At 63.7% G+C, this 25,686-nt stretch carries 23 protein-coding genes and 2 pseudogenes; 18 read left to right on the forward strand and 7 right to left on the reverse strand.

Annotation, left to right across the window (positions count from 1 at the left end; genetic code table 11):
• Positions 1-32: 32 nt before the first annotated feature.
• A complete protein-coding gene (locus tag AC0L3B_RS00425) occupies positions 33-386 on the forward strand; it encodes a UBP-type zinc finger domain-containing protein (RefSeq protein ID WP_081747934.1) in 354 nt (117 codons plus the stop codon).
• A gap of 110 nt (positions 387-496) precedes the next feature.
• Here the strand turns inward: AC0L3B_RS00425 and AC0L3B_RS00430 are convergent, their stop codons facing one another.
• Complete coding sequence (locus AC0L3B_RS00430) at positions 497-1,240, reverse strand: SDR family NAD(P)-dependent oxidoreductase (RefSeq protein ID WP_085352088.1); 744 nt, start codon at positions 1,238-1,240, stop codon at positions 497-499.
• Between the two features lie 163 nt (positions 1,241-1,403).
• Here AC0L3B_RS00430 and AC0L3B_RS00435 point away from each other — a divergent pair, with 163 nt between their 5' ends.
• From AC0L3B_RS00435 to AC0L3B_RS00455, 5 genes and pseudogenes are all read left to right on the forward strand, one after another.
• Positions 1,404-2,174: a methyltransferase domain-containing protein gene (locus tag AC0L3B_RS00435; RefSeq protein WP_473379891.1), complete on the forward strand. Its 771-nt coding sequence runs from the start codon at positions 1,404-1,406 to the stop codon at positions 2,172-2,174.
• A gap of 210 nt (positions 2,175-2,384) precedes the next feature.
• Positions 2,385-3,386 carry a DctP family TRAP transporter solute-binding subunit gene (locus AC0L3B_RS00440; protein ID WP_018457148.1) on the forward strand — a complete coding sequence of 334 codons (1,002 nt, stop codon included), beginning with the start codon at positions 2,385-2,387 and terminating at the stop codon, positions 3,384-3,386.
• A 151-nt stretch (positions 3,387-3,537) separates the two neighbouring features.
• Positions 3,538-4,017: pseudogene (locus AC0L3B_RS00445) on the forward strand (TRAP transporter small permease); the annotation flags it as partial.
• A 204-nt stretch (positions 4,018-4,221) separates the two neighbouring features.
• Positions 4,222-5,514, forward strand: coding sequence for a TRAP transporter large permease (locus AC0L3B_RS00450; RefSeq protein WP_039799985.1), 1,293 nt, complete (start codon positions 4,222-4,224; stop codon positions 5,512-5,514).
• A 124-nt stretch (positions 5,515-5,638) separates the two neighbouring features.
• A pseudogene (locus AC0L3B_RS00455) lies at positions 5,639-7,569 on the forward strand (alkyl/aryl-sulfatase).
• A gap of 133 nt (positions 7,570-7,702) precedes the next feature.
• Here the strand turns inward: AC0L3B_RS00455 and AC0L3B_RS00460 are convergent.
• Both AC0L3B_RS00460 and AC0L3B_RS00465 read right to left on the reverse strand, forming a co-directional pair.
• Positions 7,703-8,773 carry a glycosyltransferase family 4 protein gene (locus AC0L3B_RS00460; protein ID WP_018457145.1) on the reverse strand — a complete coding sequence of 357 codons (1,071 nt, stop codon included), beginning with the start codon at positions 8,771-8,773 and terminating at the stop codon, positions 7,703-7,705.
• Between the two features lie 110 nt (positions 8,774-8,883).
• Positions 8,884-9,150 carry a hypothetical protein gene (locus tag AC0L3B_RS00465; RefSeq protein ID WP_247300332.1) on the reverse strand — a complete coding sequence of 89 codons (267 nt, stop codon included), beginning with the start codon at positions 9,148-9,150 and terminating at the stop codon, positions 8,884-8,886.
• Between AC0L3B_RS00465 and AC0L3B_RS00470 the strand changes: the two genes are divergently transcribed.
• The 4 genes from AC0L3B_RS00470 to AC0L3B_RS00485 are packed head-to-tail and all read left to right on the forward strand — an operon-like array spanning position 9,073 to position 14,978.
• A complete protein-coding gene (locus AC0L3B_RS00470) occupies positions 9,073-10,836 on the forward strand; it encodes an ABC transporter ATP-binding protein (RefSeq protein ID WP_026233312.1) in 1,764 nt (587 codons plus the stop codon). The genes AC0L3B_RS00465 and AC0L3B_RS00470 overlap by 78 nt on opposite strands.
• 56 nt (positions 10,837-10,892) lie before the next feature.
• Complete coding sequence (locus AC0L3B_RS00475; RefSeq protein ID WP_473379892.1) at positions 10,893-13,097, forward strand: amylo-alpha-1,6-glucosidase; 2,205 nt, start codon at positions 10,893-10,895, stop codon at positions 13,095-13,097.
• A 22-nt stretch (positions 13,098-13,119) separates the two neighbouring features.
• Positions 13,120-13,641 carry a PRC-barrel domain-containing protein gene (locus AC0L3B_RS00480; protein WP_026233310.1) on the forward strand — a complete coding sequence of 174 codons (522 nt, stop codon included), beginning with the start codon at positions 13,120-13,122 and terminating at the stop codon, positions 13,639-13,641.
• Positions 13,642-13,664: 23 nt separating this feature from the next.
• Entirely contained in the window at positions 13,665-14,978 is a 1,314-nt protein-coding gene (locus AC0L3B_RS00485; RefSeq protein WP_204510563.1) for an MFS transporter, read from the forward strand.
• Positions 14,979-15,016: 38 nt separating this feature from the next.
• Here AC0L3B_RS00485 and AC0L3B_RS00490 read toward each other — a convergent pair whose 3' ends face one another.
• The 4 genes from AC0L3B_RS00490 to fixL form a co-directional block, all read right to left on the reverse strand.
• Entirely contained in the window at positions 15,017-15,715 is a 699-nt protein-coding gene (locus AC0L3B_RS00490; RefSeq protein WP_026233309.1) for a helix-turn-helix domain-containing protein, read from the reverse strand.
• 84 nt (positions 15,716-15,799) lie between these two features.
• On the reverse strand, positions 15,800-16,240 hold the full coding sequence (locus tag AC0L3B_RS00495; protein WP_473379893.1) for a response regulator: 441 nt from the start codon (positions 16,238-16,240) through the stop codon (positions 15,800-15,802).
• Between the two features lie 59 nt (positions 16,241-16,299).
• Positions 16,300-16,917, reverse strand: coding sequence for a response regulator FixJ (gene fixJ / locus AC0L3B_RS00500; protein WP_018457137.1), 618 nt, complete (start codon positions 16,915-16,917; stop codon positions 16,300-16,302).
• A 3-nt stretch (positions 16,918-16,920) separates the two neighbouring features.
• Entirely contained in the window at positions 16,921-18,438 is a 1,518-nt protein-coding gene (gene fixL / locus AC0L3B_RS00505; protein WP_085362240.1) for a sensor protein FixL, read from the reverse strand.
• A 205-nt stretch (positions 18,439-18,643) separates the two neighbouring features.
• Here fixL and AC0L3B_RS00510 point away from each other — a divergent pair, with 205 nt between their 5' ends.
• From AC0L3B_RS00510 to AC0L3B_RS00545, 8 genes are all read left to right on the forward strand, one after another.
• Entirely contained in the window at positions 18,644-19,477 is an 834-nt protein-coding gene (locus AC0L3B_RS00510; RefSeq protein WP_204510564.1) for a universal stress protein, read from the forward strand.
• Between the two features lie 38 nt (positions 19,478-19,515).
• Entirely contained in the window at positions 19,516-19,941 is a 426-nt protein-coding gene (locus AC0L3B_RS00515; RefSeq protein WP_085362242.1) for a CBS domain-containing protein, read from the forward strand.
• Between the two features lie 210 nt (positions 19,942-20,151).
• A complete protein-coding gene (gene ccoN, locus AC0L3B_RS00520; protein ID WP_007607681.1) occupies positions 20,152-21,801 on the forward strand; it encodes a cytochrome-c oxidase, cbb3-type subunit I in 1,650 nt (549 codons plus the stop codon).
• Between the two features lie 10 nt (positions 21,802-21,811).
• Entirely contained in the window at positions 21,812-22,546 is a 735-nt protein-coding gene (gene ccoO, locus AC0L3B_RS00525; protein WP_247300297.1) for a cytochrome-c oxidase, cbb3-type subunit II, read from the forward strand.
• Between the two features lie 13 nt (positions 22,547-22,559).
• A complete protein-coding gene (locus AC0L3B_RS00530; RefSeq protein WP_018457132.1) occupies positions 22,560-22,724 on the forward strand; it encodes a CcoQ/FixQ family Cbb3-type cytochrome c oxidase assembly chaperone in 165 nt (54 codons plus the stop codon).
• 6 nt (positions 22,725-22,730) lie between these two features.
• A complete protein-coding gene (gene ccoP, locus AC0L3B_RS00535; RefSeq protein ID WP_247300295.1) occupies positions 22,731-23,606 on the forward strand; it encodes a cytochrome-c oxidase, cbb3-type subunit III in 876 nt (291 codons plus the stop codon).
• A 110-nt stretch (positions 23,607-23,716) separates the two neighbouring features.
• Positions 23,717-25,183 (forward strand): cytochrome c oxidase accessory protein CcoG, encoded by a 1,467-nt coding sequence (ccoG, locus tag AC0L3B_RS00540; protein ID WP_204510567.1) that lies wholly within the window; start codon positions 23,717-23,719, stop codon positions 25,181-25,183.
• Positions 25,184-25,198: 15 nt separating this feature from the next.
• Positions 25,199-25,684, forward strand: a complete 486-nt coding sequence (locus AC0L3B_RS00545; protein ID WP_085352098.1) for a FixH family protein — start codon at positions 25,199-25,201, stop codon at positions 25,682-25,684.
• The last annotated feature ends 2 nt before the right edge of the window (positions 25,685-25,686 follow it).

A 25,686-nucleotide genomic window follows, 5' to 3' on the forward strand; every position in this document is an offset into this window, starting at 1 on the left:
GGTGGCTGCGGGCAATTTCAGTGAGCTGACCTATGAAGTCTGAGAGGGGTGGCATCAATCTCGCGGCCAAACCAAGCGGAACGGGGTGCGTGGAATGCTCGGCTGCGGGCGGGTGGTGGTTTCACCTTCGCAGATGTGTCGAATGCGGTCACATCGGCTGCTGTGATGCGTCACCAAATCAGCACGCAACGAAACACAGCGCGGCGACAGGTCATCCGATCATCACGAGCTTCGAGCCGGGCGAACGATGGTTTTACGACTATCGCACGGGAGAGGCTTTCGCCGGCCCGAAGCTTCAAGGTCCTCACGCGCATCCGTTGGATCAGCCGGTGCCCGGACCGGACGGCGCGGTGCCTCCGGACTGGCAAACGCTGCTGCATGAGTAAGGCGGTAGGCCGTAGGATGGGTAGAGCACTTGCGAAACCCATCAGGTTCACGTCGTATGCTGTCGATGGGTTTCGCTGCGCTCTAACCATCCTACGAAGTCCAATCGGTTCTAGAACTGATACCTCCGCAACCCCCCATCCACCGGGATCACCGTGCCCGTGATGTAGCGCGCCACGGGTGATGCCAGGAACACCGCGAGCGCGGCGAGGTCTTCCGGCTCGCCCCAATAGCCGACCGGGATCTCTTCTTCCGCGAAGCGCTCGCGATAATCAGGCGCGTAGTTGCGGCGGATCTGTTCGCTCATGATGCGGCCGGGCGGGATGCAGTTGATGGTGATGCCGTGCTCGCCGATCTCGCGCGACAGGCCTTTGGCCCAGGCGTGCACGGCGGCTTTGGCGGCAAACGCGGCGTTGAGGCCTTCCGGCTCGGACTTGCCGGTGATGTTGACGATGCGGCCCCATTTGCGCTCGATCATCTGCGGCAGCAGCGCATGCGCGATGCGGCGGTAGCTGGTGAAATTCAGCGCGATCGCCTCGTCCCATTGGCTGTCAGGCGCATCGACGGGGAGGGGGCGGCTTCCGCCGGCATTGTTGATCAGGATGTCGACATGGCCGAGCTCTTTGAGCGCGAACGCCGAAATCTTCTCGGCCGCGTCCTTGGCCATCACGTCCTGCTCGAATGGCGTGATCAGACCGGAGCCGACTTCCGTTACCAGCTCGGCGAGCAGGTCGGTGCGCCGTGCCACGCCGACGACGCGCACGCCTTCGGCAGCCAAGCCCTTGGCGATGGCACGGCCGATGCCGACGCTCGCTCCGGTGACGACGGCGGTTTTCGATTTGAGCCCGAGATCCATGGTGACACGCCCTCTTGTTCGCTTTTCTGCTTGTCGCTGGGCTGTTCGTTCTTCTGTTCGTTTTCCTGCCCTGTCCCCGTCAGCCTGATTTGCCCGACCGGGAGGAGCAGTGGTAACCAAGAGCCGCGTTGAAGGGAACACGAAAAAGAAAAGGCGCCGAGCGATGGTCTGGGATCCGCAGCAATATCTGAAATTCTCCGGCCACCGGCTCCGGCCCGCCGTCGACCTCTTGATGCGGATCCCGGATTCTGGTCCGCGTGCGATTGCCGATCTCGGCGCCGGCGCCGGCAACGTCACCAAGCTGATCAAGGAGCGTTGGCCGGACGCGACGGTGACCGGTGTCGAGGGTTCGGCCGAGATGGTCGCCGCCGGCCGCAAGGCGGCGCCGGACGTGGAATGGTCACACGAGGATCTCGGCCACTGGCGTCCGACGAAGCAATATGACGTCGTCTACTCCAATGCCGCGCTGCACTGGCTGCCCAATCATGCGGCCCTGTTTCCGTCGATCATGGAGAAGGTGACGCCCGGCGGAATGCTCGCTGTGCAGATGCCGCGCAACTTTCTGGCGCCCTCGCATGTGCTGATCGGCGAGACCGCGCTGAACGGTCCCTGGCGGTCCAAGGTCGAGCATCTCGTCACGCCGCCGCCGGTCGAAGCGCCGGCCGATTATCACGGTCTTCTTGCTCCGATGTCGGCCAATATCGACATCTGGGAGACCGAATATCTGCAGGTGCTGGAAGGCGAGAATCCCGTGAAGGAGTGGACCAAGGGGACCTGGCTGACGCGCTATCTCGACATCTTGCAGGGCGACGAGAAGGCCGCGTTCGAAGCCGCCTATGGGATGCGGGTCGCGAAAGCCTATCCGAAGAACGCCGCGGGACAGACGCTGTTTCCGTTCCGGCGTCTGTTCATGGTCGCCCAGCGCAACGGCTGATCGCACTGCCGCAATGCGACATAAGCGCTCGTTTCCGGGAGCGGCAGCAGGTGCCGGGTTGCGCATTCAGCAGCGGCCAAGATAGCTTGAAGGTTGCTTGGCTGCGGCAAATTGGGCTTAGGTCTAGTTGTTCGGGTGGCGGATTGCTGTCAGTACTGAAATCGGAAAACAAAAAAGACCCGGTTTTAGAGGTTGTTGGGAGGTTCGTTCATGCGCAAGCTGCTTCTTGCGGTCGCCGCCGCAGCTGTTCTCGTGGGGCCCGCCGTTGCCGAGGCCCAGAGCCCGATCGTCATCAAATTCAGCCACGTCGTCGCCAACGATACTCCCAAGGGCAAGGGCGCCCTGAAGTTCAAGGAACTTGCGGAGAAGTACACCGACGGCAAGGTCAAGGTCGAAATCTACCCGAACTCCACGCTGTACAAGGACAAGGAGGAGATCGAGGCGCTGCAGCTCGGCTCGGTGCACATGCTCGCCCCCTCGACCGCGAAGTTCGCACCGCTCGGTATCAAGGAGTTCGAGGCGCTCGACCTGCCTTGGTTGTTCAAGGACGATCAAACCTATTCCAACGCGATGAAGGGCACGATCGGCAAGTGGCTGTTCGATAAGCTCGAGACCAAGGGCATCACCGGGCTCGCTTATTGGGACAACGGCTTCCACATGCTCTCCGCCAACCGTGCCCTGATAAAGCCGACCGATTTCCAGGGTCTCAAATTCCGCATCTCCGGATCGAAGGTCGCCGACCAATATCTCCGTATCATGGGTTCGATCCCTCAGATCATGGCGTTTTCCGAAGTCTACCAGGCTTTGCAGACGGGCGTGGTCGACGGCTGCGAGAATACCGCGTCCAATTACCTGACTCAGAAGTTCTACGAGGTGCAGAAGGACATCACGGTGTCCTATCACGCGCACCTGCAATATGCCGTCATCGTCAATTCGAAATTCTGGTCCGGCCTGCCGCCCGATATCCGCGCCCAGCTCGAGAAGGCGATGAACGAGGCGACCGACTACACCAATTCGATCGCGCGTCAGGAAAACGAGGATGCGCTGGCCGAGATCAAGAAGACGGGCAAGACCACGCTGCATTATCTGACTGACGCCGATCGCAAGGCGTGGCAGGAGGCGATGCAGCCGACCTACAAATGGGCAAAGGGGCGGGTCGGGCAGGAGGTGCTCGATCTCCTCGCCAAGGAACTCGACGTCAAGATGAACTGACGCCGGCGCGCTGGAAGAACAACCATGAACGGTCGGGGGTGATCGCACTCCCGGCCGTTGCTCTTGAATGATGAGCCAAGCTGAGGGGACCAAGTTGCTGCGTGCATTGAATCGTGTGCTCGATCATCTCGAGGAATGGCTGATCGCGACGATGATCGCGGCCGCGACATTGCTCATCTTCGTTGCCGTGCTGCACCGATATGGCGCCGGGCTGTCGATCGACATCGCCAAATGGGCGGAGGCGCGCAACCTGTCCTTGCTGGCCGCGCCCGCGCGAGCGGCGTTCGTCTGGCTTGCCGCTCTCGACTTGTCCTGGGCGCAGGAACTCTGCATCTACATGTTCATCTGGATGGCGAAGTTCGGTGCGGCCTACGGGGTGCGCACCGGCATCCATGTAGGCGTCGACGTCCTGGTCAATGTCCTTCCCGGCGGATCGCGCCGCCGCGTCATCACGTTCGGCCTGATGTGCGGCGCCCTTTTCACTGCCATCGTGTGCTATTTCGGGGCCGCGTTCGTCGGCCAGATGTGGCAGACCGGCCAGCAATCCAACGACTTGGAAGCACCGATGTGGCTGGTGTATCTCACCATCCCGCTCGGCTCCGGGCTGATGTGCTTCCGCTTCCTGCAGGTCGCCTGGTCGTTCTATCGCACCGGCGAACTGCCGCATCACGACATGGCAGGCGTCGAGGGCGTCGAAATAGACCCGGTCCATCCGGCCCCGGTCACGCGCAGTCAGGTCGTCCGCGACGAACGCAGCCCGCTCGGCTGGGTCCTGATGTTGTTGCCGGTCCTGATCGTCGCCGTGTGCTTCGCCCATTCGGCGCACGTGATCACGATGCCGCAGGGCCTGCGTGTCGCCGTGGTTTTCGGCCTTCTGCTGTCGTTGATGCTCACGGGCATGCCGATCTCCATCGCGCTCGGCCTGACCGTGCTCAGCTTCATGTTCACGTTGACCGACGTACGGACGGAATCGGTGGCGCTGAAGCTGTTTACCGGCATCGAGAGCTTCGAGATCATGGCGATCCCGTTCTTCATCCTTGCCGGCAACTTCCTGACCCATGGCGGCGTGGCGCGCCGGATGATCACGTTCGCGACTTCGCTGGTCGGCCATTGGTACGGAGGCCTTGCGCTCTCGGGCGTGGTCGCCTGCGCGCTGTTCGCCGCGATTTCCGGCTCGTCGCCGGCCACCGTGGTGGCGATCGGATCGGTGATCCTGCCCGCGATGGTCGCGCAGGGATTTCCCAAGAAGTTCGGGGCGGGCGTGATCACGACCTCCGGCTCGCTGGGAATTCTCATTCCACCGTCGATTCCAATGGTGCTGTTTGCCGTCTCCACCAACACCTCCGTCGGCAAGCTGTTCATCGCCGGCATCGTGCCGGGAATGGTGCTCGCCATGCTGCTTGGCGCCACGACGTTCTACCGGGCCTGGCGTAACGACTATCCGAGGATGCCGAAAGCAACCCTCTACGAACGCTTCGATGCGTTCCGCAAGTCGATCTGGGGTATCCTGCTGATCGTGATCGTGATCGGTGGCATCTACAGCGGCCTGTTCACACCGACCGAAGCTGCCGCCGTCAGCGCGGTGTACGCCTTCATCGTCGCAGTGTTCATCTACAAGGATCTGAAGCTGCGAGACGTGCCGCGGGTGCTGCTGTCGTCGGCAAATCTTTCAGCGATGCTGCTCTACATCATCACCAACGCCGTCTTGTTCTCGTTCCTGATGACTTACGAGAACGTGCCGCAAGCGCTCGCGCAATGGATGATCGACCAGGGCCTCGGCTGGATCGGCTTCCTCCTCGTCGTCAATCTCCTGCTGCTATTAGCCGGCAACGTGATGGAGCCATCCTCGATCATCCTGATCATGGCGCCGATCCTGTTTCCGGTTGCGATCAAGCTCGGCATCGATCCGATCCATTTCGGCATCCTGATGACGGTCAACATGGAGGTCGGGCTGTGCCATCCGCCGGTCGGCCTCAATCTCTACGTGGCCTCAGGCATCGCCAAGATGGGTATCACCGAGCTCACGGTCGCGGTGTGGCCATGGCTGCTGACGATGTTGGGATTCCTGGTGGTCGTGACCTATTGGCCCGGCCTGTCGCTGTGGCTGCCGAGGCTGTTGGGCATGTAGCCCGCGAACACGCTGCTTCTCTCCACCTGTGGGCGCGGGGCTACGCATTGCTGCGCCCTCCCGTCATGGCAATCGGCCGCGGGATGCGGTTAGATGCCGCGCAACAGGCGGGGAGGAGATCGAGATGACGGACACGTCCAGCAACGAGCCGAAGGGCGCAACGCCGTCCGTCATCGCGCAGCAAACGGCGATGCTGAATGCACTGCCGTTTTCCGACACGCGCGATTTCGACGACGCCGCGCGCGGCTTCCTCGGCACGATCGAGAACGCGGAGATCACCAATCCGCAAGGGCGGACGGTCTGGAGCCTCGAGCCGTACGCCTTTCTTGCCGCCGAGCAGGCGCCGACCACGGTCAATCCGAGCCTGTGGCGGCAGTCGCGGCTCAACATGCAGCACGGCCTTTTCGAGGTCGTGCCCGGCGTGTACCAGGTGCGGGGCTCGACATTGCCAACACGACGCTGATCGAAGGCCACAGCGGCGTCATCGTCGTCGACACCCTGACCTCGATCGAGGGCGCGCGCGCCGCGCTCGATCTCTACTACAGGCATCGTGGCCAGCGGCCGGTCGCGGCCGTGATCTTCACCCATACCCACACCGACCATTGGGGTGGTGCGCGCGGCGTGCTGGAGGAGGATGCACTCGCGAGCGGCCGCGTGCCGATCATCGCGCCGAACTTGTTCATGGAGCATGCCGTCTCCGAGAACATCATCGCGGGACCTGCGATGCTGCGCCGGGCGCAGCACCAGTTCGGGCCGCTCCTCGCCAAGGGCGCGCGCGGGCAGGTCGATTGCGGCCTCGGCAAGTCGATGGCGGCAGGTTCGGTGGCGCTGCTGCGACCGACTGACCTGATCATGGCGACCGGCGACCGGCGCGTAATCGACGGCGTTGAATTCGAATTCCAGATGGCGCCGAACAGCGAAGCGCCGGCGGAGATGCATTTCTTCATCCCGCGCTACAAGCTGTTGAACCTCGCCGAGAACTGCACCCACAATTTCCACAATCTGCTGCCGTTCCGCGGCGCCGATGTGCGCGACGCGCTGGCCTGGTCGAAATATCTGGGCGAGGCCTTGCAGCTCTGGGATGGCAAGGCGGAGGCGATGTGCGGCCAGCATCACTGGCCGGTGTGGGGACACGAACGCATCGGCACGATGATCCGGCAGCAGCGCGACCTCTACAAATTCGCGCATGACCAGACCATCCGCCTGATGAACCACGGCCTCACCGCGGCCGAGATCGCTGAAACGATCCAGCTGCCCAAGAGCCTGGAGGGCGCCTGGCACGGCCGCGGCTATTACGGCCACATCCGGCACAATGTGAAGGCGATCTATCAAAAATATCTGGGCTGGTACGACGCCAATCCGGTCAATCTCGATCCCTTGCCCCCGGTTGAGTCGGGCAAGAAATACGTCGAGTACATGGGCGGCGCCGACGCCATCCTCGCGCGGGCGCGTGCCGATTTCGACAAGGGCGAATTCCGCTTCGTGGCGCAGGCGCTCGGCCATCTCGTCTTTGCCCAGCCGGACAACGCGGCGGCGCGTGCATTGCTGGCGGATACGCTGGAGCAGCTCGGCTACGCTGCTGAAAGCGCGACCTGGCGCAATGCCTATCTGTTCGGCGCGCAGGAATTGCGCCAGGGCATGCCGAAGGTGCCGGCGCGCCCGCCGATGCCGCGCGAGACGCTGGCGGCGCTGCGCACCTCACAGCTCTGGGACGTGCTCGGCATCCGCCTGAACGGACCAAAGGCGGAAGGAAAGCACATCGTGCTGAACTGGAGCTTCTCCGACACCGGCGAGACCTTCGTGCTCAATCTGGAGAACTGCGCGCTGACTTACACAGAGGGCATGCAGGCGCACAATGCCGATGCCAGCTTCACGCTGGCGCGGTCGACGCTCGACGAGGTGATCGCAAAACTGACCAGCTTCCCGGAGGCCGTGGCCGCCGGCAAGGTCAAATTCGCCGGCAACCCGATGCGCCTCGCCGAGCTGATGGGCCTGATGGACGAATTCCCGCGCATGTTCGAGATCGTCGAGCCGAAGCGGGCCGTGGTGAGGTAGGGCAGCCGTCACCGCGTTCCTACTGTCATCGTCCGGCTTGACCGGACGATCCAGTACTCCGCGGCGGGAGTTGCGTGAGCAAACTGCTGCCGCGGGGTTCTGGATGCCCCGCCTATGCGGGGCATGACAGTGGCTACTCCGCGCTGCTCACCAGCTTGATCCGCGGCGCCTGTTCCTCGCCGAGGCTGCGATAGGCCGCGAGATAATCCAGCGCCATGCGACGCGCCGTGAAACGCGTCTCGAACTGCTTGCGAATGACGGAGCGGTCGAGTTGCTGCAGGCGGCCGACGACGCCGGCCGCGCTGAGGACGTCCTCGACGACGAAGCCGGTGAGGCCCTCGTCGATGATCTCCGGCACTGAGCCGCGGTTGAAGGCGATGACCGGCGTTCCGCAAGCCATGGCCTCGATCATCACCAGGCCAAACGGCTCCGGCCAGTCGATCGGGAGCAATAAGCCCAGCGCGCCGCTCAAAAAGTCCGACTTCTCGTGATCGCTGATCTCGCCGATGAATTCCACCAGCGGATTGTTCTCGATCATCGGCCGGATCAGCTCGTCATAGTAATCCTGGTCGGCACGATCAACCTTGGCGGCGATCTTGAGCGGAATGCCACAATGCGTCGCGATCTTGATGGCGCGGTCGACGCCCTTTTCCGGTGCGATGCGGCCAAGCACGGCGAGGTATTCCTGTTTCGCCGGCTTCGGCGTCAGCAGGTTCTCCGGCAGGCCGTGGTGGATCGTCCTCACCCAGTTCGCCTGCGGCACCGGCCGGCGCTGCGCGTTCGAGATCGAGATGACGGGGACCTTCGAGAAGGTGTTGAAGACCGGTTGATGCTCCGGCAGGTCGAGCCGGCCGTGCAGCGTGGTCAGGAACGGTGTCGGCTGCCGGTAGAACAGCGACCACGGATAATAATCGAGATGGAAGTGGAGGAAGTCGAACTCCTCGTCGTCACATTTCTGCCGCACCCGCTCCAGCATCACCATGTGCAGCGCATTGGGATCGCGCACGGAACCGTCGAGGCGGAGCGCCCGGGGCCATAACGCGTCCAGCTTCGCCGAGGTCTGCGAGTCGCCGCTGGCGAACAGCGTTACGTCGTGCCCAAGGGCCACCAGCTCTTCCGTCAACCAATGCACCACCCGCTCGGTGCCGCCATACAGCTTGGGTGGAACAGCCTCCGTCAACGGAGCTACCTGCGCGATGCGCATCTCACCATCTCCTCTGTGCGATCATGATTGTAGAAAGCCCCCGCCTGTTCAGCACCGGCACGCCAGACAAGGGAACGTTCCCGCACTTGCGAAGTTCCTCCTTCCGAACGTTACTTATTCGACACGTCGGACGCCTGTTTCGACACGTCGGACGCCTGTCGCGATGCTGCCATCACATCTTCGCAGAACGCCCGCATCCGCATGTCGTGATGGCGTTGCCCGGGAACCGAGGCGAAGTGGTCGATGTTCAGTCGGCTAACAACAAAAGTTTGAATCATCACGACGGGGTCAATAGTCACATGGATCATCTTTCTGGGTATGCGCACCGGCCGTTTGCCTTTGTTTTGCGCTATCTTCGGCGTCGGCTCGCGTCGCATCTCGTGATCCTGACCGCTGTGGTGGCGGCCGTTGCCTGCTCAGTAGGCACTCAGTATGGCGTCAAATCCCTGGTCGACAGCTTGTCGGCCGGCGCTTCGCATGGTGGGAGCGTATGGCTGGCATTCATTTTCCTCATGACGTTGATCGCCGCCGATAATTTCCTTTGGCGGATCGCGAGCTGGACCGCCAGCTTCACCTTCGTCCGTGTCACGGGTGATTTACGCCGTGACATATTTCGTCATCTGACCGGCCACGCGCCGAGCTACTTCTCCGACCGGATGCCCGGCATGCTGACGAGCCGCATCACGGCGACGTCCAATGCGGTGTTCACGGTCGAAAACATGTTCGTCTGGAATGTGTTGCCGCCGTGCATCGCAACAGTTGCGGCCATCGCGCTGATTGGAACCGTCAGCCCTTACATGGCACTCGGCCTGATGGTGATTGCCGGCGGCATGGTGCTTGCGATGTTCCGCCTTGCGGCCGCAGGGAAACCTCTGCATGACGACTTCGCCGACAAAGCCGCCGTCGTCGACGGCGAGATGATCGACGTCATCAGCAACATGCCGCTGGTGCGCGCCTTCTGCGGCATCGGGCACGAGCATGAGCGGTTCGACGCGACCGTGAACCGGGAGCTCACCGCGCGCGGCCGCAGCCTGCGCTATCTGGAGAAGCTGCGGCTTATCCATGCCGGCGTCACAGTCGTGCTCACGATCGCCCTGATGGCCTGGGCGATCATGCTCTGGCAGGACGGCAGGGCAACGACCGGCGACGTCGTGCTGGTCTGCACCCTCGGTCTCTCCATACTGAACGCGACGCGCGATCTCGCGGTGGCGCTGGTCGACGTCACCCAGCACGTTGCGCGGCTGACCGAGGCGATCGCCACACTGCTGGTGCCGCATGAATTGCGCGACCACCCCGAGGCCGAGCCGCTGGTGAAGAGCGGCGCCGCGATCGCGTTCAACAATGTCACCTTCGGCTATCCCGGCGGCGAAAAGATCTTCGAGCGCTTCAGCCTGCGGCTGCAACCCGGCCAGCGCGTCGGCCTGGTCGGCCAGTCCGGCGGCGGCAAGTCGACGCTGTTCACGCTGCTCCAGCGCTTCTACGATACCGACGAGGGAAGTATCACCATCGACGGCCAGGACATTTCCAAGGTGACGCAGCTGAGCCTGCGCGAGGCCATCTCGGTCGTGCCGCAGGACATTTCCTTGTTCCACCGCTCGATTCGCGAGAATATCCGCTATGGTCGCCCGAACGCGACCGACGACGAGGTGCTGCGTGCGGCCATTGCGGCGCGCTGCGATTTCGTCGAGAGTCTGCCTGGTGGTCTCGACACCATGGTCGGCGACCGCGGCGTCAAGATGTCCGGCGGCCAGCGCCAGCGCATCGCAATCGCGCGCGCCTTCCTGAAGGACGCGCCGATCCTGCTGCTGGACGAGGCGACCGCCGCGCTCGACAGCGAATCCGAGGAGGCGATCCGCGAGGCGTTGTCGCGGCTGATGCGCGGCCGGACGGTCATCGCGATCGCGCATCGCCTCGCGACCCTGCGCAATTTCGATCGCGTGGTCGTGTTGAGGGGTGGTAAGATCATCGAGGACGGGTCGCCCGAGCGTCTGATGCAGGGCCACGGGCCCTATCGTGAGCTGGTCACGCAGGAAATGAGCCGGCTCGCCCAAGCCGCCGCGTAAACCAATAGTCGCGTTCGAGTCGGTTGCGTGTCGAAACAAGCGCAGGGGAGCTGCTGATGTCGGCTGAAGCCGTTACCCAATTCGTCTCCGTGACGCGGACCGTGGACCAGGTCGCGGAGCAGCCTTTCTATATTCCGATGACGGGACCGTCAGCGCGGCCGCGGCGTTCGCTCAAGCACGACGACACCTTTATCGTGCTCGACAGCCATGGTGACATCGGCGCTTCGGCCGGCGGGCCCGATGGCCTGTTTCATCACGACACGCGCTACCTTGCGAGGCTCGAGCTCGTGCTCGACGATCTCCAGCCGTTACTGCTGGGCTCGAACCTGCGCGACGACAACTCAGCCCTGACCGTCGATCTCACCAATCCGGACATCTACCGGCAGGGCAGCCTCGTGCTGCAAAAGGACCTGCTGCACATCGTGCGCACGATCTTCCTGTGGCGCGGCACCGCGTATCAGCGCATCGGCGTGCAGAACCACGGCGACCGCCCAGCCGGCTTTGCGCTGACGCTGCTGTTCGACAACGATTTCGCCGATCTGTTCGAGGTCCGCGGCGAACGGCGCCCGCGCCGCGGCATCGGCTCGAGCCGGCTGTTGGGACCGACCGACGTGCTGTTCGATTACCGCGGTCTCGATGACGCCGAGCGCACCACGGGCCTGCATTTCGACCCGCGCCCAACCAAGTTGTCGGTGAATGCTGCGACCTGGCAGCTCGAACTCGACCCGCATGAGTCGAAATCCTTGTTCGTGGCCGTGTCCTGCAATCGGCCGGTCGCGGAGAAGCCTGCGCGCTTTTTCAGAAGCCTGCTCGCCCATCGCCGCGAGATGCGGCAATCGACGATGGGGGCGGCCAGCATCGAGACCTCCAACAACATCTTCAACGAGGTGCTGTGCCAGGCCATGGCCGACCTCAACATGCTGATGACGGAGACGCCGCAGGGCCGCTATCCCTATGCGGGAATTCCCTGGTACTCGACGACGTTCGGCCGTGACGGGCTGATCACCGCGTTGCAGATGCTGTGGGTCGATCCGCGAATCGCCAAGGGCGTGCTGCGGCGGCTCGCCCATTTCCAAGCCAAGGCGGTCGATCCGCTCGCCGATGCCGCGCCAGGCAAGATCCTGCATGAGATGCGCGGCGGCGAGATGGCGGCGCTGCGGGAGGTACCGTTCGCGCAATATTACGGCAGCGTCGATTCCACGGCCTTGTTCGTCCTGCTGGCGGGAAGCTATTTCGAGCGCACCGGCGACCAGACGACGTTGACCGAGCTGTGGCCGGCGATCGAGGCGGGGCTGGCCTGGATCGACGGTCCGGGGGACCCCGACAAGGACGGCTTCGTCGAATATCAGCGCGCCACGGAAAAGGGCCTCGCCAACCAGGGCTGGAAGGATTCCTACGACGCGATCTTCCATGCTGATGGCCAGCTCGCGGAAGGCAATCTCGCGCTGGCCGAGGTGCAAGGTTACGTCTTTGCGGCCAAGCGGCTCGCCGCGCGCTGCGCGCTTCGGCTGGGCAAGCCTGATCTCGCCAAGAAGCTCGAGGCCGAGGCCAAGACGCTGGCCGAGCGTTTCGAGGCCGCGTTCTGGTGCGAGGAGCTCGGTACCTATGCGCTTGCGCTCGACGGCAAGAAGCGGCCCTGCAAGGTGCGGACCTCCAACGCCGGCCAGGTCCTGTTCAGCGGCATGATCCGCGAGGACCGCGCGCGCCTCGTCGCCGCCGATTTGATGCGGCCGCATTTCTTCTCGGGCTGGGGCATCCGCACCGTCGCGCAAGGCGAGGTGCGTTACAATCCGATGTCCTATCATGACGGGTCGATCTGGCCGCACGACAATGCGCTGATCGCGCTCGGGCTCGCGCGTTATGGGCTCAAGCATTCGGTCGCGCATGTCTTCAAGGGATTGTTCGACGCCGCGACCTACATGGACCTGCGCCGGTTGCCCGAATTATTCTGCGGTTTCCGGCGCGAAAAGCGGCGCGGCCCGACGCTCTATCCGGTCGCCTGCGCGCCGCAGGCCTGGGCCAGCGCAACGGCGTTCACGCTATTGGAGGCGGCGCTGGGCATCGAGTTCGACGTGGCGCGCGGCGAGATCCGGCTGCGCAATCCGCATCTGCCGGCGTTCCTGCACGAGGTGATCTTGCGCGATCTGCGTCTGGGCGAGTCCAGCGTGGACCTGCGCGTCAGCCGCCATGGCGAGGACGTGGCGCTGGAGGTGTTGCGCACGCGTGGCCAGATTCAGGTCTCGATCGTGCTGGCGCGCTAGCGGCGCGCCGGAAGGAGGGTGCATGCGTACCGCCGGATGGTTGGCTCTGGGCGTCGTGATCGTCTGCGGAACGACTCTCGCCGTGTCACGCGCCGCGGAGGAGTCGCCCGCTCCCTCGACGGAAGCGAATGCACCGCCGACGGCGCAGCCGCCGGCGTCATCGGTCCCCGTCACGCCAAAGAATGCCGCGCCACCGCCGTCGGTCACGATCATCGGCGCGAGCGATGCGCACGGTGTGCTTGGCCGTGACGTGCTCAGCGCGGCGAACGAAGACATGGGCCGCATCGTCGACGTCATCGTCGATCGGAGCGGGCACGTGCGCGCCGCCGTGATCGATTTCGGCGGCTTCCTCGGCGTCGGCAGCCGCAAGATCGTGGTGGACTGGAACGCGCTCCGATTCGGCAAGATCACCAACAAGAAGGACAGCATCACGCTGGAATTGACCAAGGCACAGGTCGCAGCCGCGCCGGAATACAAGGAGGACACGCCGATGGTGGTACTCGGCGCGTCCGGCAGCCTGCAGCCGCTGCAAGCTGTTCAGTGAGGCGCGGGGAGGGATGGCCGCCGGTGCTGTTGTCGAGGAAGCCGAATGATGCAGACCGCGAGGGCCGCGTTGAGCAGGATAAATTCTCGGCGCCGTCGCCTGCCGGCATTCCGGCTCCGTCGCGCCAGAGCCTGCGTGGCCTCGACTGGTTCATCTTCTTCCTCGCCGACGTGCAGACCGGATTCGGGCCGTTCATCGCAGTTTATCTGACGACCCAGAAATGGACCCAGGTCGAGATCGGCCTCGTGCTGTCGATCGGCGGCATCGTTGCCCTGATCGGTCAGATGCCGGGCGGCGCCATCATCGATGCCGCGAAATCCGAGCGGCTGGTCGCCGGCCTCGCGATCGGCACGATCGGCTGCTGCGCGCTCGCCTATGCGGCGATGCCGATCTTCCCCGTGGTGGTGGCTGCGGCCACCTTGCACGCGGCAGCGAGCTGCGTGCTCGGACCGGCGATCGCGGCGATCAGCCTCGGTCTGGTCGGCCCGCTCGCGATCGGCGAGCGTCTCGGCCGCAACGCGCGCTTTGCTTCGCTCGGCAACGGCGTTGCGGCCGCCGTGATGGGTACTGCCGGCTATCTGCTGTCGAGCCGGTCGGTGTTCCTGGTCACCTTCCTGCTCGCAATTCCCACCTTGATCGCACTCTCTCGCATCCGCGAGCACGAAGTCGACATCGCGCGCTGTCACGGCGAGATGCCGCGCGAGGCGGAGGATCGCGGCGACACCAATATCTGGCATCTGATCCGGCAGCGGCCGCTCATTGTCTTTGCACTCAGCGTGCTCCTGTTGCAGCTCGCGAACGCCTCGATGATGCCGCTGATGGCAAGCGCGGTGACAGCGCGATCGAGCGAGTGGGCGACGGTGCTCGTCGCTTTTTGCATCGTCGTGCCGCAGGCGATCGTGGCGCTGCTGTCGCCGAGCGTCGGGCGCAAGGCGCAAGTATGGGGCCGCAGGCCGCTGCTGCTGATCGGATTCGCGGCGCTGACGATTCGCGGTCTGCTGTTCGCGACAGTGCGCGATCCGTATCTGCTGGTGCTGGTGCAGGTGTTCGACGGCCTCACCGCGGCGGTGTTCGCGGTGATGATCCCGCTGATCGTGGCCGACGTCGCCTTCGGCAGCGGCCATTTCAACCTCGCGCAGGGCATTGTCGGCACGGCAATGGGCATCGGCGCGTCGCTGAGCACCGCGCTTGGCGGCTATGTCAGCGATAAATTCGGCAATGCCATGGCGTTCACCGGACTGTCCGGCGTCGCGGCGACGGGACTTCTGCTTATTCTGCTTGTCATGCCGGAGACGCGGCGCAAGGGCATGATCGCAGCAAAAGAAATGGCCGGCTGAATCAATCAGCCGGCCATGAGGGGGTGGGAGAGGGGAGATCAGGCGTCGAGATTGTGCAGGCGTGCGCGGTTGCGCAGCACGATATGGCGGGCGCCGGAGAAGCCGAGAATGCCCTGGGCGTGAAGCTGCGACAGCGCGCGCGAGACGGTCTCGAGCGTGAGACCGAGATAGTCGCCGATGTCGCGGCGGCACATCGGCAGCGCCATCATGCCTGCAACCGCGAGGCGGCGGTCCATTTCGAGCAGGAAGGTTGCGACGCGCTCCATCGCGGTCTTGCGGCCCAGCAGCAGCATGTGGTCCTCGGCGTGGCGAAGCTCACCGGCGGTCATCGCCCAAAGCTTGCGGGCGACCTGGACGTCGGTGGCTGCGGCCTTCTCGAGGCTCGCGCGCTTCACGAGGCGCACAGTGGTGTCGATGATAGCTTCAGCAGCAAGGCGGTGGGTGGTGCCGGATTCGAGGCCGAACACGTCGCCGGGAAGGTGGAAGGAGCCGATCTGGCGGCGGCCGTCGGAGAGAAGCTTGTAGCTGCGCACGGCGCCGGTGACGACCTGATAGACATACTCGGCCGACTCGTCCTCGCCATAGATTTCCTCCTCCTTGCGGTAGGAGAACTCGGTGGCAACGAGGCCGACATGGCCGGCGATCGCACCGAACTGGTCAGAGACGGGATGGGCGGGTGCGATCTTGCCGCCGATCTGGGTCTTGATCGCCGGGGCGTTGAAGGTCTGGGTCAGCATCTGCGCCATCTCCGTTGTGATGACGCTTAGGTACGCGGTATCGGGTGCCTCGAAAATTTCGCGAGATATCTTAAGGAGATTGCCTTACGTAGAATCCCGTAGGTAGCTATGGACCCGGTTCTGGATGGCGTGGCGAATGCGTTTGACCAGGTTTTCGTCCAGAAGCGGCTTCAGAATCACTTCATTCACGCCTGCGGCCGCCGCCCGGGCCGAGATATTCGAGTCGGGATAGCCGGTGATCAGGATCACGGGGGTATCGCCCTCGGACTGGCGCAGTCGCCCGGCCAGCTCGATGCCGTTGATGTCAGGCATTTTGTAGTCGATCACGTAACAGTCTGCACCGGACGGGCGCGCCGCATTGAGCAGCGCCGTGGCGTTCCTGAAGGTCCGTACGGCAAAACCGTCGGTTTCCAGCAAAAACCTCAGCGAGCCAAGCACAGCGGCATCGTCGTCGACCACATAGACAGTTGGCTTTGCGGGTGACGACATCTGGAGCCGCTCGGGATGGGAGCTGATCGCAATCATTCCGATCTGGTAGCACAGGGCGAGCGGAGGGTTTTGACTTGCCTCAACTCCTGTTGACTTCAATCATTGAGCATTCCGGCGCGCATCGCTAGCCGGACCAGCTCCGACAGGCTGTTGGCCTGCATCTTGGTCATTACGTTGGCCCGGTAGACCTCGATGGTGCGCGGGCTGATGTCGTACTCGCGAGCGATCAGCTTGTTGGAGAGGCCCGCGATCAGCCCCTCCATGACCTGTCGTTCTCTGGGGCTCAGGGACGCGACGCGAGCGGCGACGTCCTGGCCCATGGCCTCGTTCCTGGCGGCCGGCTCGCCCTCGCGGATCGCGGATTCGATCATGGCGACGAGGCGGTCATCCTCGAACGGCTTTTCCAGGAAATCCATCGCACCGAGCTTCATCGCCTCGACCGCGAGCGGCACGTCGCCATGACCGGTCATGATCAGGATCGGAAACCGGCTGCGCTGCGCCTTCAGGCGCTTCAGAAGCTCGATCCCATCGATGCCGGGCATCCGCACGTCGGAGACGACGCAGCCGAAGGCGAGGCCGGGCAGGGCATCGAGAAAACTCTGCGCGTTGTCGAACAGTGTGACGCCGAAGCCGGCTGAATCCAGCAGGAAGTTCAGCGAATCCCGCATCGCCTCGTCGTCGTCAATGACGTAGATGGTTCCCTTGGTCGTCATGGATCAGTTCTCGTCGGCTGCCGGCAAGGTGAAGCGGAATGTCGCCCCACCCGATGCGTTGCTCTCGGCCCACATCCGGCCGCCGTGAGCCTCGATGATCGAGCGGCTGATGGAAAGTCCCACGCCCATGCCGGTGTCTTTGGTGGTGAAGAAAGTCTGAAACAGGTTTGGCATGACGTCGTCCTGGAAGCCGGAGCCGGAGTCGGAGACCTCGATCTCGATCATGTCGTCGGCGGCGCGGGTGTTGGTGACGACGAGCTCGCGCCGTGGCGACTTCGCCATCGCTTCCAGCGCGTTGCGGAAGAGGTTGACCAGCACCTGCTGGATTTGCACCCGGTCGGCGAGCACGAGATCGGCATTTGGATTGAGGCTGAACCGAAGCTGCACGTCCTGCTCGCGCGCGCCGGCGAGCCCGAGCGCGCCGGCCTCCTCGATCAGCTTGGACAGGCTCTCGACCCTTTTCTCCGATTCGCCGCGGGAGACGAAGTCGCGCAAGCGGCGGATGATCTGGCCGGCGCGCAGCGCCTGCTCGGCGGCGCGGTCCAGCGCGCTCTCGATCTTCGGCGTATTCGGATCCTGGCTTCCGGCGAGGAGCCGCCGCGACCCCTTCATGTAGTTGCTGATCGCTGCCAGCGGCTGGTTGAGCTCGTGAGCGAGCGCGGACGCCATTTCGCCCATCGCGCTCAGCCGCGAGACGTGGACAAGTTCGGACTGCAGTTCCTGGAGCCGCGCCTGGGTTTTCTGATGCTCGGTCAGATCGCGGACGAAACCGGTGAAATAGGGCTCGCCGCCCGACTGCATCTCGCCGATCGACAGGTGCATCGGAAAGGTCGTGCCGTCGCGGCGCTTGCCGGTCACGATGCGGCCGATGCCGATGATGTGTGGGTCGCTGGTGGTCCGGTAGCGCGCGATGTAGCCGTCGTGACGTGAGCTGTCGGGCTCCGGCATCAGGATGCGGACGTTCTGGCCGATCGCCTCCGACTCGACCCAGCCGAACAGGCGCTCGGCCGCCGCGCTGAAGAGCTGGATGACGCCGTGGCCGTCGATGACGATCATGGCGTCTGGAATCGTCTGGAGGATCGAGCGGAGGTGACTCTCGCGCGTGCGCAGGGTTTCCTCGACCTGCTTCTCTTCATCGACGTCAAGAAAGATGCCGCTGAGATGTCGGGCGGCGCCGGCGTCGTCCCGAATCAGCCCCGCGCGCGCACGGATCCACTGCGCTCTGCCCAACGCCCCCGCGACCCTGAACGACACGTCGAAGCTGCCGCCCCGTTCGGAGACGTGTCGGATCGCACTCTCGATCCGCTCGCGGTCGTTCGGCTCCAGCCGGGACAGGAACAGCGCGTAACTCACCGATTGGCCAGATTCGATTCCGAACAGGATCCTGGCCGTCTCCGACCACTCCAACTCCAGTGTCTTGAGATCGAGGTCCCAGGTCCCGACGCCAAATCCTTCGATTCGAACGCGGAAATGTTCGCCCCGGCCGTCATCTTGCGGATGAATCACGCGGGTCGGCGCCAAACGATCACTCCCATTCTGATGCGGGGAACCGCACAGCGTTACCGTTGGCAATGTACCCAAGGAGGGGCCAGAGGCAAGTTCCGATGTCTTATACCATCGGCAGATTTCCGGCCGGCGCGGTGATCCAAGGTTTTGATCTATCTCATCCTGCCCCGGCGGCGGTGGGCTTACGATCGGATCAAAGCTCATTGCCCCGGAGACTCCGATGACATACGCGACCGTGATGGTCAGCCTGGCGCTCGATCAGCCCAACGAGGCGCGGCTTCAGGTCGCGGGCGAGCTTGCCGAACGATTTGAGGCGTCGATCATCGGCGTTGCTGCGGCGCAGTTCGCCCCGCCGCTCTACTACAGCGATGGCGCCGCAGCGCAGGGACTGATCGATGAGGGAGAAGCCTCGGTCAAGCGACGCCTGAGCAGGCTCGAGGCGCAATTCCGCGCCGCGATCAGGAATCGCGGCGGGCATGTGGAATGGCGCAGCGCCATGGATTTCCCGGCGCGCCTTACGTTCGCTCAGGCACGTTGCGCCGACATCGTCGTCGCCGGCGGGCAGAGCCCGGCCTTCTCCGACGCCTTCGCGCTCGCGAGCCCAAAGGATCTGGTGATGCAAGCCGGCCGACCGATCCTGGTCGTGCCTGACGGGGTCAACTGGCTCGATCTGCGCAGCGTCCTGGTGGCGTGGAAGGATACGCCGGAAGCGCGGCGGGCGCTCGCCGATGCGCTGCCATTACTGCGCAAGGCCAGGGATGTCACCGTCCTCGCAATTCCCGAAGGTGACGACGACCGCACTGCCGCGGTCGCTGGCGCGACCGACGTGACGGCGTGGCTTGCCCGCCACGGCGTGACCGCGATCACGCGCGTTTCCGAAGCGGCCCGGAACGAAACCGTCGCCGGGCAACTGGAGAAAATTGCCGGCGACGTCGGCGCCAGCATGATCGTCGCCGGTGCCTACGGTCATTCGCGCTTCCGCGAACTGATCCTCGGCGGCGTCACCCAATATCTGGTCACTCAATCTGCCCGCTGCGTGCTGCTGTCGCACTGACGCTGGAGCGATACAAGACCAATCAAAGAGGACGCGCCGTGTACAGATTCCTTGAACAGACCGTCGAAAGCTACATGACGCAGGACGTCAGGACAGTGAGGCGCGACCTCGACCTGCTCGCGCTGAGCGAGATGTTCGAGCGCGATGATTTCAATTCCTATCCGGTCGAGGACGACGGACAGGTCGTCGGCATCGTCACCAAGTTCGACATCCTGAAGTGCTTCGCCTTCACGCCGAGCCAGATGCTGCCGCGCTACCACGACCTGATGACCCGCAAAATCGGCGACGTCATGACGCCCGACTTTATCTATGTCAGCCCCGACACGCGGCTGACGCGCGTGCTCCAGATCATGGTCGAGCACCGCATCAGGAGCATCATCGTGCTCGACGGCGCGCAGAAGCTGATCGGAATCGTCGCGCGCGAGGACGTCATCGCGGCGCTCAAGGCGACGGCACGCGACTGAGGAGGCGGCTGCAGATTCGCAATTCTCGACTCCGCCATGTCACGCAGGCGGTGGGCTGCCGTTTATGCTCTGCGGTGCCCAAGCGACTGATATCGCTCTGCGATCTACATCGGTCTCACATTAACAGAAATCCACATAGCTTGATTTCAATCAATTCCCCGCGAGGGCGAATGTGGTTTCTGGCCCTGTGTTCTTTCAGAGAGAGTCCGCATGAGCCAGCCCTCCATCTCCAAGTCCATGACGTCAGGTGAAAGCGGCCTGGCTGTCGTGTTCGCGGTCACCGCCTTCCTCTGCGTGATTGCCTCGGCCAAGGCGCTCGATGCGCCCTTCGCCTTCCATGCCGCGCTGAGCGCGGCGGCGAGCCTGGCCGCGGTCTTCTGCATCATCAACCGTTACCTCGACCGACCGGCGGCGCTGCCGCCTGCGGAGATCAACGGCCGGCCCAACTACAACATGGGGCCGATCAAGTTCTCCTCCGTCATGGCGATGTTCTGGGGCATTGCCGGCTTTCTCGTCGGCCTCATCATCGCCTCGCAACTGGCGTGGCCGGCGCTGAACTTCGATCTGCCCTGGACCAGCTTCGGCCGCCTGCGTCCGCTGCACACGTCCGCAGTGATCTTCGCCTTCGGCGGCAACGTCCTGATCGCGACGTCGTTCTACGTCGTCCAGAAGAGCTGCCGCGTGCGCCTTGCAGGCGATCTCGCGCCCTGGTTCGTCGTCGTAGGCTACAATTTCTTCATCCTGATCGCCGGCACCGGCTATCTGCTCGGCGTCACCCAGTCGAAGGAATATGCCGAGCCGGAATGGTACGCCGATCTGTGGCTGACCATCGTCTGGGTCACCTATCTGCTGGTCTTCCTTGCCACGATCATCAAGCGCAAGGAGCCGCACATCTTTGTTGCGAACTGGTTCTATCTCGCCTTCATCGTGACGATCGCGGTCTTGCATCTCGGCAACAACCCGGCGCTGCCGGTCTCGGTGTTCGGCTCGAAATCCTACATCGCCTGGGGCGGCATCCAGGATGCCATGTTCCAGTGGTGGTACGGCCACAACGCGGTCGGCTTCTTCCTGACCGCCGGCTTCCTCGCCATCATGTATTACTTCATTCCGAAGCGGGCCGAGCGGCCGATCTATTCCTACCGTCTCTCGATCATCCACTTCTGGGCGCTGATCTTCCTGTACATCTGGGCCGGCCCACACCATCTGCACTACACGGCGCTGCCGGACTGGACCCAGACGCTCGGCATGACCTTCTCGATCATGCTGTGGATGCCGTCCTGGGGCGGCATGATCAACGGCCTGATGACGCTGTCGGGCGCCTGGGACAAGCTGCGCACCGATCCCGTGCTGCGCATGCTCGTGGTCTCCGTCGCCTTCTACGGCATGTCGACCTTCGAAGGCCCGATGATGTCGATCAAGGTGGTCAACTCGCTCAGCCACTACACCGACTGGACCATCGGCCACGTGCACTCCGGCGCGCTCGGCTGGGTTGGTTTCGTCTCCTTCGGCGCGCTCTACTGCCTCGTGCCCTGGATCTGGAATCGGAAGGGCCTCTACAGCCTCAAGCTCGTCAACTGGCACTTCTGGATCGCGACGCTTGGCATCGTCCTCTACATCTCGGCGATGTGGGTGTCCGGCATCCTCCAGGGCCTGATGTGGCGCGCCTACACCTCGCTCGGCTTCCTCGAATATTCCTTCATCGAGACCGTCGAGGCGATGCATCCCTTCTACATCATCCGCGCCGCCGGCGGCGGGCTGTTCCTGATCGGCGCGCTGATCATGGCCTATAATCTCTGGATGACGGTTCGCGTCGGCGAACAGGAAGTCCAGATGCCCGTCGCTCTTCAGCCGGCGGAATGAGGAGTCTTCCATGTCGTTCTGGACACGCCACCAAATCTTCGAAAAGAACTCGATCATCCTCATCGTCGGCATCCTGCTGGTGATCGCGATCGGCGGTCTCGTCGAGATCACCCCGCTGTTCTACCTCAAGAGCACGATCGAGGCGGTCGACGGGATCAGGCCGTATACGCCGCTGGAGCTCGCCGGGCGCAACGTCTACATCCGCGAGGGCTGCTATCTCTGCCATTCGCAGATGATCCGGCCCTTGCGCGACGAGGTCGAGCGCTACGGACATTTCTCGTTGGCCGCCGAGAGCATGTACGACCATCCGTTCCAGTGGGGCTCGAAGCGCACCGGTCCCGACCTTGCCCGCGTCGGCGCCAAATATTCCGACGACTGGCATGTGACCCATCTGGCCAATCCGCGCGCGATCGTGCCGCAGTCGGTGATGCCAGGCTATCCGTTCCTCAGCCAGACCGAGGTCGATCCGGACACGATCGCCGACCACATGCGCACGCTGCGGACCGTCGGCACGCCCTACACCGACGACCAGATCGCCAATGCGGGCGCCGACATGAAGGCCCAGGCCGATCCTGACAATGCCGGCTCCGACGCTTTCACCAAGCGCTACGCCAAGGCCGTGGTGCGCAACTTCGACGGCAAGGCCGGCACGCCGACCGAGATGGACGCGCTGATCGCCTATCTCCAGATGCTCGGCACGCTGGTCGATTTCAAGATCTACAACGAGAAAGCCAATCTTCGCTGAGAAGGCACCCACGATGAAAGCCATCCTGACACTCGACAATCTCGCGTCCGGTCTCGTGACCACGATCTGGACGCCGGTGTTCGTCGCGATCTTTCTCGCGATCATCGCCTACGCATTATGGCCCCGTAACAAGGCTGCGTTCGACGAAGCAGCACACCTGCCGTTGCGGGAGGAGTGAGAGACCATGACCGATCATCATAGCGACATCGATTCCGTCACCGGCAAGTCCACGACCGGACATGAATGGGACGGCATCAAGGAGCTCAACACGCCGCTGCCGCGCTGGTGGGTGATCAGCTTCTACCTCACCATCGTCTGGTCGATCGGCTACTGGATCGTGTATCCGGCCTGGCCGCTGATCTCCAGCAATACCACGGGCCTGTTCGGCTACTCGACACGCGCCGATGTCGCGGTCGAGCTCGCCAATCTCGAGAAGATCCGCGGAGCCAAGATGGTTGCGCTGGGCGCGGCCTCGCTCGCCGACATCGAGAAGGACCCGGCGCTGCTGGCGCTCGCGCGCGCCAAGGGCAAGACCGTGTTCGGCGACAATTGCGCGCCATGTCACGGCTCAGGCGGCGCGGGTGCCAAGGGCTATCCGAATCTGAACGACGACGACTGGCTGTGGGGCGGTTCGCTCGACCAGATCATGCAGACCATCCAGTTCGGCGCACGTTCCGGCCACGCCAAGACGCATGAAGGCCAGATGCTCGCATTCGGCAAGGACGGCGTGCTGAAGCCGGATGAGATCGTCACGGCCGCCAACTATGTCCGGGCACTGTCGGGCCTTCCGACCCGCAAGGGCTATGACGCGGCCAAGGGCGAGAAGATCTTCGCGGAGAATTGCGTCGCCTGCCATGGCGGCGGCGGCAAGGGCAACCCGGAGATGGGTGCCCCCAACCTGACCGATAAGATCTGGCTCTATGGTTCGGACGAGGCGACGCTGATCGAGACCATCAGCCAGGGCCGCGCGGGCGTGATGCCGGCCTGGGAAGGGCGGCTCGATCCCGCCACCATCAAGGCGATGGCAGTTTACGTCCACTCGCTGGGCGGCGGAAAATAGCCAATCCGGGACACGCGGGGGCGAACAAAAAAGCTCCCGCTTGCGCTGGATCAACTGACGCGGCGGCGTCGGGTCTAGGTTTTATCGCACCTCTCGAAAAGCTGCAGGCGATGAACAGGACCGCGAACCCAAAAGAGCTCCCATTAGACGATGACAACGGGCCGCTCTATGTGGCCCAGAAGAAAGTCTATCCCCAGAGCACCTCCGGCACCTTCCGCCGGATCAAATGGGGCCTGATGGCCTTCTGCCTCGGCGTCTACTACTTCCTGCCGTTCGTGCGCTGGAACCGCGGACTCGGCGCTCCCAGCCAAGCGGTGCTGATCGATCTTCCCAACAGTCGCTTCTATTTCTTCTTCATCGAGCTGTGGCCGCAGGAGGTCTACTACTTCACCGGCCTGCTGATCGTCGCCGCGGTGGCGCTATTCCTGATGAACTCGGTCGGCGGCCGTATCTGGTGCGGCTATCTCTGTCCGCAGACGGTGTGGACCGACCTGTTCTATGCGGTCGAGCGTCTGATCGAGGGTGACCGGCGCGAGCGGATGAAGAAGGACAAATCGTCCGACCCGATGAAGCTGGAGCGGATCTCCGAGATCGTGCTCAAACATTCGATCTGGCTCTTGATCGGGTGGTGGACCGGCGGCGCCTGGGTGCTCTATTTCAACGACGCACCGACGCTGGTCAAGGAACTCGTCACGTTCCAGGCGCCGATGCTCGCCTATGTCTGGATCGGCATTCTCACCGCGACGACCTATCTGCTCGCCGGCTACATGCGCGAGCAGGTCTGCACCTATATGTGCCCGTGGCCGCGCATCCAGGCGGCGCTAACCGATGAATGGGCGCTCAACGTCACCTACCGCTACGACCGCGGCGAGAAGCGTACGTCGGTGAAGAAGGCGGCCGAGCTGCGCGCGCTCGGGCAGCAGGTTGGTGATTGCGTCGATTGCTACCAGTGCGTGGCGGTCTGCCCGACCGGCATCGACATCCGCAACGGACCGCAGATGGAATGCATCCAGTGCGGGCTCTGCATTGATGCCTGCGACAATGTGATGACGAAAATCGGCCGGCCGAAGCGGCTGATCGGCTATGACAACGACGTCAACATCCAGCGCCGCCAGGAAGGCAAGGCGCCGATCTACCGCATCGTCCGGGCCCGCACCGTCTCCTACAGCGCGATCATCGCGGCGGTCGGCGGCATCATGATCTATACGCTGGCGACTCGCAGCCTGCTCGACGTCAACGTGCTGCACGACCGCAACCCGGTCGCGGTCAGGCTCAGCGACGGCTCGATCCGCAATGCCTACACGGTGCGGCTGCTCAACAAGAGCGGTTACGACCGGGTCATCGCGATCGACGCGAGCGGCCCGGTCAATGCGACAATCCATGTCATCGGAATCGATTCTGTGACGCCGGACCGGCCGATGATCGTGGTTCCGCGCGACTCCACCAGCGAGCTGCGGCTGCTCGTGACCGCTTCGGTGGAGGGCAATCCGGAAAAGTCCATCCCGGTTCACTTTCACGTCACCGATATCGGCCTCGGCGAAGTCGCCAGCGCCACCGACAATTTCGTCGCGCCCTAGGATCAGGAGTTCGCCATGGCAACCAAGCCGCTGACCGGAACAAAAGTGTTTCTGATGCTGGTCGCCTTCTTCGGCGTCGTGATCGGCGTCAACGCGACCATGATGAAGCTCGCGATCGCGACGCTGCCAGGGACGGACGTCGACAGCCCCTATGCCGCTGGGCTCGCCTATGACCGCGAGATCTCGGCGGCGCAGGACCAGGCTGCGCGCAAATGGAAGGTCAACGCCCATGTCGAGCGCCGCGCCGATGGCGGCGCCGTGCTTCAGGTCGAGGCGCGCGACGCGAGCGGCCAGCCGATCGCCGGACTGAAATTCGGCGGCCGCCTGGAGCGGCCGACCGACAAGCGCGCCGATCTCGCAATCGAGCTCTCGGAGGCCGGTATCGGCCTCTATCGCGGCGATGCCGCATCGGTCGCGTCGGGCCAGTGGGACTTGGTGATCCAAGGCGAGGCGCGGGGAACGCGCGTGTTCATGTCGCGCAACCGCGTGATCCTGAACTGAAG

The organism is Bradyrhizobium sp. Kon56 (assembly GCF_055807635.1).